Source organism: Streptomyces sp. NBC_01497, from assembly GCF_036250695.1.
GTDB lineage: Bacteria > Actinomycetota > Actinomycetes > Streptomycetales > Streptomycetaceae > Streptomyces.
On the sequence record NZ_CP109427.1, the window covers coordinates 5180238 to 5194984 of the forward strand.

10 protein-coding genes are annotated in these 14747 nt (G+C 73.8%); 6 read left to right on the forward strand and 4 right to left on the reverse strand.

The features are described 5' to 3' along the window. Positions 1-58: 58 nt before the first annotated feature. Together OG310_RS21870 and OG310_RS21875 are read left to right on the forward strand one after the other, a co-directional pair. Complete coding sequence (locus OG310_RS21870) at positions 59-1141, forward strand: NDP-sugar synthase (protein ID WP_329453882.1); 1083 nt, start codon at positions 59-61, stop codon at positions 1139-1141. Between the two features lie 410 nt (positions 1142-1551). Then, positions 1552-2523 (forward strand): DNA-3-methyladenine glycosylase family protein, encoded by a 972-nt coding sequence (locus tag OG310_RS21875; protein ID WP_329457562.1) that lies wholly within the window; start codon positions 1552-1554, stop codon positions 2521-2523. A 224-nt stretch (positions 2524-2747) separates the two neighbouring features. On the opposite strand, the gene OG310_RS21880 is transcribed toward OG310_RS21875, so the two are convergent. Genes OG310_RS21880 through OG310_RS21890 form a run of 3 tightly spaced genes read right to left on the reverse strand, consistent with a single transcriptional unit; the run spans position 2748 to position 5686 of the window. After that, positions 2748-4121: a coenzyme F420-0:L-glutamate ligase gene (locus tag OG310_RS21880; protein ID WP_329457563.1), complete on the reverse strand. Its 1374-nt coding sequence runs from the start codon at positions 4119-4121 to the stop codon at positions 2748-2750. After that, entirely contained in the window at positions 4118-5074 is a 957-nt protein-coding gene (gene cofD, locus OG310_RS21885) for a 2-phospho-L-lactate transferase (protein ID WP_329457564.1), read from the reverse strand. The genes OG310_RS21880 and cofD overlap by 4 nt, the downstream gene beginning before the upstream one ends. 12 nt (positions 5075-5086) lie before the next feature. Continuing rightward, on the reverse strand, positions 5087-5686 hold the full coding sequence (locus tag OG310_RS21890; RefSeq protein WP_329457565.1) for a cysteine dioxygenase: 600 nt from the start codon (positions 5684-5686) through the stop codon (positions 5087-5089). A 970-nt stretch (positions 5687-6656) separates the two neighbouring features. Here OG310_RS21890 and OG310_RS21895 point away from each other — a divergent pair. The 3 genes from OG310_RS21895 (at position 6657) to OG310_RS21905 (ending at position 13340) form a co-directional block, all read left to right on the forward strand. Continuing rightward, positions 6657-6920 (forward strand): WhiB family transcriptional regulator, encoded by a 264-nt coding sequence (locus OG310_RS21895; protein WP_030742398.1) that lies wholly within the window; start codon positions 6657-6659, stop codon positions 6918-6920. 601 nt (positions 6921-7521) lie between these two features. Next, positions 7522-11730 (forward strand): glycosyltransferase, encoded by a 4209-nt coding sequence (locus OG310_RS21900; protein WP_329457566.1) that lies wholly within the window; start codon positions 7522-7524, stop codon positions 11728-11730. Then, positions 11727-13340: a DUF5719 family protein gene (locus OG310_RS21905; RefSeq protein ID WP_329457567.1), complete on the forward strand. Its 1614-nt coding sequence runs from the start codon at positions 11727-11729 to the stop codon at positions 13338-13340. The genes OG310_RS21900 and OG310_RS21905 overlap by 4 nt, the downstream gene beginning before the upstream one ends. Before the next feature lie 279 nt (positions 13341-13619). Here the strand turns inward: OG310_RS21905 and OG310_RS21910 are convergent, their stop codons facing one another. After that, positions 13620-14051: a metallopeptidase family protein gene (locus tag OG310_RS21910; protein ID WP_329460309.1), complete on the reverse strand. Its 432-nt coding sequence runs from the start codon at positions 14049-14051 to the stop codon at positions 13620-13622. A 158-nt stretch (positions 14052-14209) separates the two neighbouring features. Here OG310_RS21910 and OG310_RS21915 point away from each other — a divergent pair, with 158 nt between their 5' ends. Then, entirely contained in the window at positions 14210-14632 is a 423-nt protein-coding gene (locus tag OG310_RS21915) for a DUF3499 domain-containing protein (RefSeq protein ID WP_443078881.1), read from the forward strand. The last annotated feature ends 115 nt before the right edge of the window (positions 14633-14747 follow it).

Sequence of the window (14747 nt, forward strand, 5' to 3'; positions counted from 1 at the left end):
CCCGCGGCGGCCCATTCCGTGGCGGGAAAACGCCCCCGGCAGGAAGCAGAGACAACAGGTGACTGAGGCGATCCTCCTGGTCGGAGGCAAAGGCACCCGGCTCCGGCCGCTCACCGTGCACACGCCGAAACCCATGGTCCCGGCGGCCGGCGTGCCGTTCCTCACCCACCAGCTGGCCCGCGCGCGGGCGGCGGGTGTCGAGCACGTGGTGCTCGCCACGTCGTACCTCGCCGAGGTGTTCGAACCGTACTTCGGCGACGGCGCGGCGCTCGGCCTCCATCTGGAGTACGTGACGGAGGTCGATCCGCTCGGTACCGGCGGCGCGATCCGCAATGTCGCCGGCCGGCTGCGCTCGGGCCCCGACGAACCCGTGCTGATCTTCAACGGCGACATCCTGACGGGCCTGGACATCCCGGCTCTCGTCGACACGCACCGCTCGACGGGCGCGGACGTCTCGCTCCACCTGACCCGCGTGCCCGACCCACGAGCCTTCGGCCTCGTCCCCACCGACGCCACCGGCAGGGTGACGGCGTTCCTGGAGAAGCCCCAGACGCCCGAGGAGATCGTCACCGACCAGATCAACGCGGGTGCCTACGTCTTCAGACGGTCCGTGATCGACGCGATTCCGGCCACTCGCCCGGTGTCCGTGGAACGGGAGACGTTCCCTGGGCTGCTCGCCGACGGTGCCCACCTGCAGGGCATGGTCGACTCCACGTACTGGCTGGATCTCGGCACCCCCCAGGCGTTCGTCCGGGGCTCCGCCGACCTCGTCCTCGGCCGGGCGCCGTCGCCGGCCGTGCCGGGCAGCTGCGGGGAACGGCTGGTGCTGCCCACGGCCGAGGTCGCCCCGGACGCGAAGCTGACGGGCGGCACGGTGATCGGCGCCGGGGCGGTCATCGGCGAGGGCGCGCGGATCAGCGGTTCCACGGTCCTGGACGGCGCGGTCGTCGGACCCGGCGCCGTCGTCACGGATTCGATGATCGGCCGCGCGGCCCACGTGGGCGCGCGCACCGTGCTCTCCGGCGTGGTGATCGGCGACGGGGCGCGGGTCGGAGCGGACAACGAACTGCGCGAAGGGGTCAGGGTCTGGTGCGGGGCGTCGGTCCCGGACGCCGCGATCCGCTTCTCGTCCGACGCCTAGCCGCCCCGCGGAGGGGGCCCCGGCCCGGACGGACGGGGCACGGACGTCCGGGGCGGCGGGGTACGGACCACCGAGGGCCGGGGTACGCAGACCTGCCGGTCGGGGTACGCGGGCCCGACGGACGGGTGCCGTCACCCCCGGCCAGGGACGGGTCGGCGGGACGAGGGCGGCCGGCTGCGGAGCACGGACGGCAAGGCCCGAGTACGGACGGCAAGGGGGATGCCCGGACGTCCGGGCCGGCCGCTGTCGCCCGGGGCCGGCCGCCGCCGCCCCGCACCCGGCGGACGGGAGGCGTCACCGAGGGACCCCGTACGCTCGGTAGCGACCACGCGTCCCGCGTGTCCCGTGTCCACCCGCCGCATCCGTCCCACCCCTGCGTGCGGCCCGTACCCACCCCACCCCGAGGACTGATGGCCGGCCGTTTCGCCCCCCGCCCGAGGTCGGCCGTGCACGTGCGCGCGACGGCCGGGCCCGGCGTGCGCCGGCGCTGGACACCGCCCGAGGGTCCCTACGACCTCGGGCTGGTGCTCGGCCCGCTGCGCAGGGGCCCGGCGGATCCGACGTTCCGGCAGACACCCGACGGCGCGATCTGGCGTGCCAGCCGGACCCCGGCGGGGCCGGCGACGATCCGGCTCGTCCACCACGCGGACGACACCGTCGAGGCCGAGGCATGGGGCGCGGGGGCCGACTGGATGCTCGGCCAACTCCCGCACATGCTCGGTGAGTCGGACGATCCGGCCGCGTTCGTGCCGCGCCACAGGGCGGTGCTGGCGGCCGGCCGCAGACGTCCGGGCCTGCGGCTGTGCCGCACTGGTCTGGTGCTGGAGTCGTTGATCCCCGCGGTGCTGGAGCAGAAGGTCACGACGATCGGCGCGTACCGCTCGTGGCGGGCGCTCGTGCGCGCGTACGGCGAACCCGCGCCCGGTCCGGTCACCGATCTCCACGTCATGCCCGACGCGCGGACGTGGGCGCGGATCCCGTCCTGGGAGTGGCACCGGGCGAACGTCGAGGAGAAGCGCTCCTCCACGATCCTGCGCGCCGTGCGGGTCGCGCAACGCCTGGAGGAGGCCGCGGCGATGGAGCCGGGGGCCGCGGCGGAGCGGCTGTGCCTGATCGCCGGCATCGGCCCGTGGACGGCCGCCGAGGTGGTCCAGCGCACGAACGGCGCGGCCGACGCGGTGACGGTCGGCGACCTGCACCTGCCGGGCATCGTCGGCCATGTCCTGGCGGGCGAACGCGACGCCGACGACGCGCGCATGCTGGAACTGCTCGCGCCCTACGAGGGTCAGCGCCACCGAGCCGTACGCCTGATCCTGCTCAGCGGACGGCTCCCGGCCCGCCGGGCGCCGCGCATGGCCGTGGGCGACATCTCGTCCTGGTGAGGTGGGTGAGGTGGTGGCGCCGCTGCCTCGCTGCCTCGCTGTCACACGGCGCCCCCGCTCCCCGAGGCCGGGCCGCAACGGCTTCGAGCGTGGGTCGTACCCGCCGCCCGCTCACGCCGCGCGCTCACGCCGGCCCCGCCGGCGGCCCGAAGCCAGGAGCCCACGGCCCGAAGCCCGCGGCCCGAAGCCCGGAGCCGAACCGGCGCGGGGCGCCCGGCGGTGGTTCACCGGACCGTGAGGAAGTCCTCCACCGCCCGCTCCGCGCGCGCCGCCGCCGGGACCGCGGCCCGGCCCACCGCGACGGCTCCCATCGGATCCCAGTCCGCCGGCAGCGACAGCGCCTCGCGCACCACGTCGCGGCAGAACATCGTCGACGACACCCAGGCGGACCCCAACTGCTCGCCCGCCAGCGCCACCAGCAAGTTCTGCACCCCGGCGCCCATCGCGACGACGAACATCTCGCGCTCGGCCGCGTCGCGCCGCGGGTCGCCGTACTCGTGCGAGCCGTCCATCACCAGGCAGGGCACGACCAGGTAGGGCGCCCGGCGCAGCACCTCGCCCCGCCGCACGCGCTTGTCGATGGACTCCCGCGACTTGCCGTCGCGCCGCAGGTCCTCGATCCAGGCGTCGCGCATCGCGTCGAGCAGCCGGGACCGGGACTCCTGCGATTCCAGCAGTACGAAGCGCCAGGGGGTCGTGTGGTGCGGTGCCGGCGCGGTGACGGCGGCGGCGACCGCGCGGCGCACCGCTCCGGGGTCCACCGGCTCCGCCGTGAACTCCCGCACGGTGCGGCGGAGCCCGACCGCCTCGCGGACGGCCTCCGACGTGCCGAGCCGGAACATGTCGTCCGCGGCGACCCGGACCAGTTCCCTGGCGCTGTGCGGCCCTGCGCCGCCCGCGCCGTCGGCGGACCCGTCGGCCGGGTCGGAACCGCCGGTGGCCGGGGACACCAGGTGCGCCAGCCCGCTGACGACCGCCACCGGCATGCCGGCGGCCTTGCCCTTGACCAGGTCGCCCGCCGAGGCGAGTTCGTCCGCCAGGGCCACCACGGTCGCCGACATCAGGTTGCCGTGCGCGTCCCGCTCACCGCGCAGATCCTCAAGGACCCGTACACCGGCCGCGCCGATCGCGACGTCCGTGAGTCCGTTGCGCCAGGGACGCCCGAACGTGTCCGTGACGATCACACCGACGTCGACCCCGAGCTCCTCCCGGAGCCGCGCGCGGATCGCGCGCGCCGACGCATCGGAGTCCTCCGGCAGCAGCAGCACCGTGCCCGCGGGCGTGTTCGAGGCGTCGACCCCGGCCGCCGCCATGACGAGCCCCTGCCGGTTCTCCACGATCCGCAGCGTGCCGCGCCGCGCGACGACCCGTACGGTCTCCGCGTCGATCGCCGCCTCCCGGTCGTCGGCCAGGACGATCCGGCCCTCCGCCTTGGAGACGATCTTCGAGGTGACGAGCAGGATGTCCCCGTCGGCGAGAGGCGGCCGGGCCGCCGCGGCGATCAGTTTCGCGAGGTCGTCACCCGGTCGCACCTCGGGGAACGCCTCGCCGAGGGCCCGTACCGCATAGGCCGCGGGGACCGGGACACCGCCGCTCACGCCCGTACCTCCTCGGCCAGTGCCAGCGCCTGACGCGCCATCGCGGTCGCCGCTTCGAGGTCCGTCATCATCAGCGGCACGGCACGCGCGCGGATGCCCGCGGCTTCGATCTCCGGCACGGCGGCGGCGTCCACGGTGTCCACCAGCCAGCCGTCGAGCATGCCCGAGCCGTAGTGCAGGGCGACCGCCGACGCCGTCGACTCCACGCCGATCGCCGCCAGCACCTTGTCGGCCATCCCGCGCACCGGCGCGTCCCCGACGATGGGGGAGAGGCCGACCACCGGAACGCCCGCGTCCGCGATCGCCTCCCGGATGCCGGGGACCGCGAGGATCGTGCCGATGCTGACCACCGGGTTGGACGGCGGGAAGAGGACGACGTCGCAGGCGGCGATCGCCTCCAGCACGCCGGGCGCCGGTTTCGCCTGGTCCGCGCCGACGGGCACGACGGCCTGCGCGTCCACGGACGCGTGCATCTTCACCCAGTACTCCTGGAAGTGCACGGCCTTGCGCTCACCGTCGACATCGACGGCCACATGCGTCTCCACGCGGTCGTCCGACATCGGCAGCAGCCGCACGCCGGGCTGCCAGCGCGCGCACAGCGCCTCGGTGACCGCGCTCAGCGAATAACCGGCGCCGAGCATCTGCGTACGGACGATGTGCGTGGCGAAGTCGCGGTCGCCGAGGCCGAACCACTCGGGTCCCACCCCGTACGCCGCGAGCTCGGACTTGACCGCGAACGTCTCGTCCGTACGCCCCCAGCCCTGCTCCTCGTTGATGCCCCCGCCGAGGGTGTACATCACCGTGTCGAGGTCCGGGCAGATCTTCAGCCCGAACAAATGGATGTCGTCTCCGGTGTTGCCGATCACCGTGACGTCCGCGTCCGGCGCGGCCTGCTTCAGGCCACGCAGGAAACGGGCGCCGCCGATGCCGCCGGCCAGAACCACAATGCGCATGGGCCAAGTGTGTCAGCCGGGCAGGACAGCCGGACCCGGGCCCGGCCTGCCCGCCCTCGGCACGGTCGCCGAGGCCACCGCCGAGGTCCCCGCCTTTGCTCCCGCCGGGACCACCGCCGCGGGCACCGTCGCGACGTGCCCGGCCACCGGTACGGTCCCCATCGGCATCTCCGTCAGGCCCGGGTAGTAGACGTGCAGGCTTACCGCTGGCTCCAGCGAGGCGTTCACCACGTCGTGCGCGTAGCCCGGCGGGTACACGCGCTGCGTCCCGTGCGCGAGCGCCCCCTCGCCCCGGTGCGTACGTTCCGTCAGCTCGCCCGCGAGGACCGTCAGGACGCCCGCGGACCGCCCGTGGCCGTGCGGCCCGCTGCCCTGTCCCGGCAGCCAGGACAGGAGCCAGACCTCGTAGCCGGGTCCTGTGCGCAGCCGGTGGTACCAGCGCGTCGTCGCGTCGTAGCGCACGAGGTGGCCCCACGCGGAAGAGTCCGCGGCGATCGACCGGGCGAGACCGGCGAACTCGGCCACCGTCCCGGGATGGCGGCGCGGGGGCAAAAGGAGGTGCTCGACCTCGAAGAGATCGCCGGCGATCTGGAGGTCACTGTCGCTGTTCATCGGGTGCGCGGTCCCTCGGTAAGGAATCGGTCAGAAGATGTGCAGAAAATCGTCAGAACAAGAAAGCGATTACCGGTGCTCGATTCCGCGTCCGGTTGATGCGCGGATTGCCGGCAGCGGCGACGTCGGGCTTTGCCGTGGACGCCGCCCTCTTCGGTGCCGCGGCTCCGTGGGGATCGGTCCCCGGTGCGGCGAAGCCGATTGCGGCGCCTGTAATCCCCGGCGGGAGAATCGGTGGGGATTCCGTGAGAACTGGCAGCAGCCGTCAGAAACGGGCGCGGTCCGGTCGGGATCGCGTCAGGCAGTGTGCGGCAGCCTCAAAAGAAGGCGGGAAGCGACGGGGGCGCACCCGGCGCGCCACCGTCAACAGGTGACGGGGCGCCCGCGGTCGGCACAACGGCACGAACAGCCGCAACAGCCGGGAGCGGGGCGACAACAGTCGACCTGGGCAGCACTGCGGTGTCCACGGAGGTGGGTCGCGGGGCGCGGAGAGGTCGCTGGCATGACCCAAAGGTTGCGAATCGGCCGTCCCGATGTCAACTCGGCGACCGGTTTGGCCGCATTAGTTCACCTTATCCGGTTGCTTGTTCCGGCCGGAGGTTTGGGTGTGCCCAGGTCGGGAGACATGGCGCAGCAACTGTTCTCGTAAACCCCGGCGCGCGTCCGTGATCGGGTTGTGATCCCGATCGCTTTATCTGACGGATTTCAACCCATCGGACGCGGGTTACGTCTTCTCGTATGCGGGCGGCCACGTCGGGAAGGCGCGGGCAGGCCAGTGGCATGTGTCAGATTTTTGGTGATTTGAACACTTTCCGCATAGCCTTGGTTCCGCAGAGTGAATACCGGGTCCAATAGCAGACCTCCGCTTGACGGCCCCGGAGCTACACGCCTGTAATTTCACACGTGTCGTTCGGCCGGAAAAAGCCGTTCGGCCGTACCACGGGGACGCGAAGACAGACGAGGGGCGCACATGACCGAGCTGTTCCAGCAACTGCTGGTCGAGGACGCGGAAGAGGAACTCGGCTGGCAGGAGCGCGCCTTGTGCGCACAGACCGATCCGGAATCCTTCTTTCCGGAGAAGGGCGGATCGACCCGCGAGGCCAAGAAGGTCTGCCTCGCGTGCGAAGTCCGTTCCGAATGCCTTGAGTACGCGCTTGCGAACGACGAAAGATTCGGCATCTGGGGTGGTTTGTCCGAGCGGGAACGCCGCCGCCTGAAGAAGGCCGCGATCTGAACTGCCGCGATCGGCACAGGCGTGATCCGAACTGCCGCGTCGCGCCGCCGTGGTGCCGCGTGACGAGAGGCCCGTACGACGGGTTCGCAGGACGGCTACGCGGCCCCCGGGGCGTCGGCGCCGCCGCCGTCCTGACCACCGACGTCACCGACATCACCGGCGTCTCCGACGCCGAAGCAGCCCTTTCCACGGGAACCACCGGGACCACCGAGCCCGCGACACCCGCCGCCGGTGCCACCGCCGCCGCGGCCCGCCGCCGGCCCATACCCCGCATACCGCCCGGCCGGACGAGCGCCCGGCCGCGTCACCGGCCGGCCGCACGACCCACGGTCCGTCACCCGCCCACGTCACGCGGGAGACGGACCGTCGTCATGTGCGGGCCACCCCGCGTTCTCCACCGCCGTCCCCCGCCCGAGCCCGCCGGCCCGCGCCGCGTGCGCGCCCGCGCCCGACGCGACGAGCTCCCGGCCCGGCCCCCGGGGGCTGCCTCATCCGGCGCTCCGCACCCCGCATTTGTCCGTACCGTTAGTGTGGTGGCCCGTCCCTGACGCTCAGCGCCCCCTGGAGGGCGGAACCCCCGGCCGGAGGGCCTTTCACCTCGATGTCCGCCACCACCGCAGCGTTCGTTCCCGCCACCGAGGGCGGCTTCGCGCCCACCACACCCCCCGAGTATCCGCGTCACGTGGTGACCGCGGTCGTCGTCTCGCACGACGGCGCGCGCTGGCTGCCCGACACCCTCGCGGGCCTGGCCGCCCAGGAACGGCCCGTACAGAACGCCGTCGCCGCCGACACCGGCAGCGCGGACAGCTCCGCGCAGCTGCTGACCGACGCGTTCGGCGACGAACGCGTCCTGCACCTCGCCCGCAGGTCGGGCTTCGGCACCGCCGTCGAGGAGGCCGTACGCATCGCGCCCGTCCTCAGCCCGGACGACCTGCCCTACCTGCGGCGGCCGAGCGGCTGGGACCCGGTCTCGCGCACCTGGCGCGACGACGCGTACGACCTGCCCGAACTGCCGCACGGCGAACCGGTGCAGTGGCTGTGGCTCCTCCACGACGACTGCGCCCCGGCGCCCGACGCGCTCGCGGAACTTCTGCGCGTCGCGGACTCCGACACCTACGCGGCCGTCGTCGGGCCCAAGTTGCGCGGCTGGTACGACAGAAGACAGCTCCTCGAAGTCGGCGTCTCCATCGCCAACAGCGGCCGCCGCTGGACCGGACTCGACCGGCGGGAACAGGACCAAGGCCAGCACGACCAGGTCCGCAGCGTCCTGTCCGTCTCCAGCGCGGGCATGCTCGTGCGGCGCGACGTGTGGGAGGAACTCGGCGGGTTCGACCGCAGCCTGCCCCTCATGCGCGACGACGTCGACCTGTGCTGGCGCGCGCACGCGGCAGGCCACCGCGTCCTCGTCGCCCCCGACGCGGTCCTGCGGCACGCGGAGGCCTCCTCACGCGAGCGCCGCACCGTGGACTGCGTGGGCCGCTCCGCCACCAACCCGCACCGCGTCGACAAGGCGGGCGCCGCGTACACGATGCTCGTCAACGCCCGCGGCTCCCGCCTCCCGTGGGTGCTGCTGCGGCTCGTCGTCGGCACCCTGCTGCGTACCCTCGGCTACCTCCTCGCGAAGGTGCCAGGCCAGGCCGTCGACGAGGTCATGGGCCTGTCGGCGACCCTGCTGCGGCCCGGCCGGATCCTCGGGGGGCGGCGCGACCGGGCCGGTTCCCCCACCGACTTCGCCGAACTCAGGTCGCTGTTCCCGCCGCCCGGCGCCACCATCAGGGCGACCGTCGAGCAGGCGGCCGCGAGCCTCGGCGCGGGCGGCGCCGCCGACGCGGAGACCGGCGGATCGCGCCACGGCGTGGTCGAGTCGGGCCCCGGCGGCGAAGACGCCGACTACATGGAGATCGAGCAGTTCGCGCGGCTGAAGAAGCTGGCGCGCAGGCCCGGTCCCGTCCTCTTCGCGGTCCTGCTCTTCGTCTCGCTCATCGCCTGCCGCGCCCTGCTCAGCGGCGGCTCCCTCGCGGGCGGCGCGCTGCTGCCCGCCCCCTCGCACATCTACGACCTGTGGGACCGGTACGCGGACACCTGGCACGCGGTCGGTACGGGGGGCACCGAGACGGCGCCCCCGTACCTCGCGATCCTCGCCAGCATGTCCGTGCTGTTCCTCGGCTCGACAGGGTTCGCACTGACCGTGCTGCTGGTGTGCTCGGTACCGCTGGCGGGTGTCAGCGCGTACTTCGCGTCCCGCTCCCTCGTCCCGTCGCGCCTGCTGCGGTCCTGGGCGGCCGTGGTCTACGCGTTCCTGCCCGCCGCGACCGGCGCGCTGGCGACCGGCAGGCTCGGCACCGCGATCCTCGCGATCCTGCTGCCGGTGGCGGCGCGGGCCGCCGTGTCGGCGTACGGGCTGCGCGGCACCGGCCGCGGCACCTGGCGGGCGACCTGGGCATACACCTTCCTGCTCACGCTCACGACCGCGTTCACGCCCGTCGTGTGGCCGCTGTCGCTGCTCCTCGGCCTCGGCGTGCTCGTCCTGCGCCGCCGCGAGATCGGCGCGTACGGGCCCCGCGTGCTGGCAGCGCTCCTCACGCCGATGGTGCTGCTCGCACCCTGGTCGCTGACGCTGCTGACGAGCCCCCGGGACTTCCTGCGGGAAGCGGGCCTCGACTTCGGTACGGGCTCCGCCTCCGCGCTCGACCTGCTCGGCATGGACCCGGGCGGACCGAAGGCGGTCGGCGGCATCCTGATGGCGGGTGTCGTCCTCGCCGCCCTCGCCGCGCTGCTGCGCACGGAGCGGGCCTTCGCCGTACGGACGGCGTGGGTCGCCGCCGTCGTGGCGCTGGTCTTCGCCGTCGCGGCCAACCACTCCGGCTGGGCCGGGCCCGCCACCCTCGTCTACGCTCTCGCGCTGCTCGCCGCCGCCCTCGTCGGCGCGGACGGCGCGCGGCTGCGGGTCGCCGGGATGAGCTTCGGCTGGCGGCAGCCGGCCGCGGCGCTGATCGCCGTCCTGGCCGGGATCGCGCCCCTCGTGGCCGCGTTCAGCTGGATGGTCAGCGGCGCGGCGGGACCGCTGGAGCGCACCGACGCCACCCAGGTGCCCGCGTTCGTCGCCGAGGAGTCCGCGACCTCGGACCAGCCGCGCACGCTCGTCCTGAACGGCACCTCGCCCGGCTCGGTCGCCTACAGCCTGGTCCGCGGCGAGGGCGCCAGGCTCGGCGACGCCGAGCTCACCAGGGCCGCGGGCGACGACCAGAAGCTCGACAAGGTCGTCGCCAACCTCGTCGCGGGATCCGGCGCCGACCAGACCACCCAGCTGCGCGGCTTCGCCATCCGCTACGTCCTCCTGCGTGACGGCGCCCCGCGCGACATGAGCAGGACCCTCGACGCGACGCCCGGCCTGAGCAGGCTCAGCCAGCTCGACGGCAGCGAACTGTGGCGGATCGACCAGCAGGTCTCCCGCATCATGATCGTCCCGCCGGCCGGGAGCGGATCCGCCGCCGGTACGGGCGACACGGCGCAGCCCGTCTCGGTGGCCGCCTCGGCGATCGACGCCCACACCCGGATTCCGGCCGGAACGGCGGGCCGCGTCCTGCGGATCGCCGACCGCGCCTCCGACGGCTGGCAGGCGACCCTCGACGGCAAGCCGCTGACCAGCACCACCGTCGACGGCTGGGCACAGGGCTTCCAGCTGCCCGCGGGCGGCGGCACCCTCGACGTGAGCTACGACGAGCCGATCACCCACACGGCGTGGGTCTGGCTGCAGGGCCTGCTCGGCCTCGTGCTGCTGGTCCTCGCCCTGCCCAGCGGGCGGCGGGACGTCGACGACGACCTCCCGGAGGAGGCCCTGGCCGCCGTCCCGCCGGAGGCGCTGGAGGGCGAGGGCCGCAGGGCGCGCAGGCTGCGCGCGGCGGCCGAGGTGGAAGCGGCGGCCGAGGCGGCGGAGGCCGCGTCGGCGACCGGCACCGGCGTCTACGAGGCAGGCGACCCGTACGAGGCGCCGGGAACGGCGGAGCAGTACGCGAGCGGCGCCTACGGAACGCCCGAGTACGGCACCGGGGAACAGCCCCAGGTCCTGCCCTCCGAGGGACAGGACGCCGCCGGGTACGGCGAGGACGGTGACGACAGGGCCGGCTACGCCGAGGACGCCGACGAGGAAGCGGACGTCTTCGCCCCGCACGCGCCGGCCGGCGCGTCCGCCCACCCTCACGGCTTCCCCGACCAGGACCAGGGCTTTTCCGGGCAGGACGCCCAGGGCCAGGAGACGCCCGCACCGGGCGCGGGGGACCCGCGCGACCAGGGCGTGCAGGGTCAGGGCCAGGACGCGCAGGACCCGTACGCGGCGATCCCGCACCAGCAGTCCTACGCCGAGTGGGACACGGCCGGCGGCGGCACCTACCCCGCCGACGGCTATCCGCAGCAGGCCGGTTACCCGCAGGGCGACTATCCGCAGCAGGGCGAGTATCCCCAGCAGTACGCGGACGGGCAGCAGTACGGGAACGGCGAGCAGTACGCGAACGGCGGGCAGCAGTACCCCGACGCGCAGCAGTACGCGGACGCCCCCTACGGCGATCAGCAGCAGTACCCCGAGCAGCAGTGGGGTTACGGCACGTACCAGGATCCGGCGCAGCAGGGCGGCACGTACGACCCCGCGCAGTACGACCCGTACGGCTACGCCCAACAGCAACAACCGCCCCAACAGCAGTCACCGCACGAACAGCAGGGCCTGGACCCCCACCACCCGTACTCCGAGGACGAGGGCCAGGACCAGGACGCCGAGAGGCGACCGCAGCACCCGGACGGGAGCAGCAACCAGTGAACCGTACGACCCTCTCCCTGGGCGGGGCCGTGGTCGCCCTCGTGGCGGTCACCGGGATCGCCTCCGTCACCTCCAGCGGCAGTGCAGGCGGCACGTCGGGGGCCGCCGCGGCGGCGCGACTGCCGGTCGAACGGTCGAGCGGGCTGTGCCCCTCGCCGGGCGACTCCGAGACCGCCGGGACGACGTACACGTCGGTCACGCCGAAGGGGGCCGCCGCGGCCCCCGGCGACGCGAACGCCGCCGCCCTCGTACCGGCAGCCGTCGCCGCCACGCCCGGCGCCGGTACCTCGGGCTCCCCCTCCGGCAAGTCCAAGGACGGCAAGGACGGCAAGGGCACCGACGACGGCAAGGGAAAGACGTCGAAGTCGCCGTCCCCGTCCAGTTCCTCGTCCGCCTCCGCACCCGCGCAGAAACCGGTGCTCTCGCTCAAGCAGCCCGGCACACCGGTCACCGCGACGGCCGGCGACGAACCGACCGCACTCGTGGGCACCGCGACCGGAGCCCTCGCCCCCGGCTGGACCACCCAGGAGACGACCACCGAGGACGTCGGTGCCGGACGCGGCCTGCTCGGCCTCACCTGCACCGCCCCCGACACCGACTTCTGGCTGCCGGGCGCGAGCACAGCGAAGTCCCGCGAGGACTTCGTCCACCTCACCAACCCGGACGACGAGGCGGCCGTCGCCGACATCCAGCTCTACGGCAAGGACGGCGTCCTCAAGTCGGACACCGGCGACGGCCTGCCCGTACCGGCCCACTCCAGCGTGCCGGTCCTGCTGTCCACCCTGACCTCGCAGTCCGAGGACGGCGTGACGGTCCATGTCACGACCCGCAGCGGGCGGGTCGGCGCCGCCCTGCGCGCCACCGACACCGCGACGGGCGGCGACTGGCTGACCCCGGCCGCGGACCCCGCGCCCAGCCTCGTCATGCCGGGCATTCCGGGGGACGCCACGGACGTCCGGCTCGTGGTCTTCGCACCGGGCCAGAGCGACGCGGACCTCAACCTCAAACTGATCGGCCCGACCGGCGGCATCGTGCCGGCCGGCCACGAGTCGCTGCACGTCAAGTCAGGGATGACGGCCTCCGTCGACCTGGCGGACGTGACCCGCGGCGAGGTCGGCTCGCTGAGCCTCAGCCCCTCCGAGAGCGGCGAGGCGACCCCCGTCGTCGCCGCGCTCCAGGTCGTCCGCGGCAAGGGCGACAACAGGGAGATGGCCTTCATCCCGGCCACGGCCCCGGTCTCGGCGCGCGCGACGGTCGCGGACAACCGGGCGAAGGGCTCCACCCTGTCGCTGGTGGCGCCGGGCGCTGCCGCACAGGTGAAGGTCACGGCGTCGGCGGGCTCCAAGGGGGGCGCTCCGACGCAGAAGACGTACACGGTCAAGGCCGGCACCACCCTCGCGATCACCCCGCCCGTCCCGGACGGACTGAAGGGCTCCTACGCGCTGACGGTGGAGCCGCAGTCGGGCGGCCCGGTGTACGCGGCACGGACGCTGGCGCTGCCGCAGGACGGCGTCCCGGATTTCACGATCCAGACGCTGCCCGACGACCGGGGCACGGTGTCCGTACCGCAGGCGAAGCAGGACCTGTCGATCCTCAAGGACGACAACTGATGCGGCCCGTCACCTCGGGAAGGTCCCGGTCCGCACACGGCGGAACCCGGGCCGGGGCGGCCGGGGCGGGCGGACGGCCGGACCGGACACGCCGTTCGGGACGGGGGCCCGGACCGGACACGCCGTTGGGGACGGGGCCGGACGGGACACACCGTTCGCGCCGTACGGCCGGACCGGACACACCGTTCGACGAGAACGCGGAACCTGTCCCGGCCCCTGCGGGGTCCGACCCGGCCCGCGGGGGGCCATCCCACCACAGGGCGCCCGTACCCGGACCGCCTACTCCTGTCCGTACCGCGGATCGACGGATTCCGGCGCGAGGCCCAAAAGCTCCGCGACCTGCTCGACCACGACCTCATGCACCAGCAGCGCCCGCTCGTCGCGGGTCTTCGTCCTGATCTCCACCGGCCGCCGGTAGACCAGGATGCGTGCGGGATGCTGCTTGCCCGCCGGCAGGGAGTCGCCCAGCGGAACGGTCTCCTCCTGCGTCGGGGGCACATCCATGACCAGGAACTCCACATCGGCCAGCTGGGGCCAGCGGCGTTCGAGGCGGTCGACCGAGTCCCGCACCAGATCCTGGAAGGCCTCGGCGCGGCTGGCGGAGAGCGGCACCTGCGGCGGGGCGACCGGGCCACGCATGCCACGGCCGTGGCGGTCGCGGCGGCGCGGCCTCGGCTCGGCCGGGTGCTGCGGCGGTACGGAGCTGTCCATCACTGACGCAGCGTACTTCGGTGGGCCCGGGCGGGGACGGTAGCAGCCGCCGCGGGGTCCGTCGGTGGGCCGCCGGGCGACCGCTCAGGGTCCACCACACCTGACAGAGAGTCAGCTGTGCTTGATCTCACACGGCGACACGGGCGGGTGACGTGCGGCTGAGTCGTCGCGGCCCGCTCAAGAGTGCGGTACCGTCCAACATCGTGAGCCCTGTACGTCGCTGTTCGCGCACCGCTTGCGGCCGCCCTGCCGTCGCGACGCTGACGTACGTCTACGCCGACTCGACCGCTGTCCTCGGCCCGCTCGCCACCTACGCCGAACCCCACTGCTACGACCTGTGCGCGGAGCACGGCGCCCGCCTCACCGCGCCGCGCGGCTGGGAAGTCGTACGGCTGACGGACACCTCGGCCCCTTCCCGCCCCAGCGGTGACGACCTGGAAGCCCTGGCCAACGCGGTACGCGAGGCGGCCCGCCCCCGGGAACGCACGGCGCAGGCGGGCGGCAAGGGCGCCCCGGGCGCGGACCCGGTCGAAGTGGGCCGCAGGGGCCACCTGAGGGTCCTGCGCAGCCCCGACTCCTGATCCCGTGACCCGACGCGTGCTCCGCGGCTCCGACCGCTGATCCGTGACCCCGACGAGTGATCCTCGGATGCGACCGCCGATCCGCAGCCCCGACCACTGACGTGTCGGGACGAAC

Bases quoted from the DNA above. Each gene is read 5' to 3' on its own strand.
- OG310_RS21910 (WP_329460309.1), bottom strand. From the start codon at position 14,051: ATGGACAGCTCCGTACCGCCGCAGCACCCGGCCGAGCCGAGGCCGCGC.
- OG310_RS21895 (WP_030742398.1), top strand. From the start codon at position 6,657: ATGACCGAGCTGTTCCAGCAACTGCTGGTCGAGGACGCGGAAGAGGAA.
- OG310_RS21875 (WP_329457562.1), top strand. From the start codon at position 1,552: ATGGCCGGCCGTTTCGCCCCCCGCCCGAGGTCGGCCGTGCACGTGCGC.
- OG310_RS21890 (WP_329457565.1), bottom strand. From the start codon at position 5,686: ATGAACAGCGACAGTGACCTCCAGATCGCCGGCGATCTCTTCGAGGTC.
- OG310_RS21900 (WP_329457566.1), top strand. From the start codon at position 7,522: ATGTCCGCCACCACCGCAGCGTTCGTTCCCGCCACCGAGGGCGGCTTC.
- cofD (WP_329457564.1), bottom strand. From the start codon at position 5,074: ATGCGCATTGTGGTTCTGGCCGGCGGCATCGGCGGCGCCCGTTTCCTG.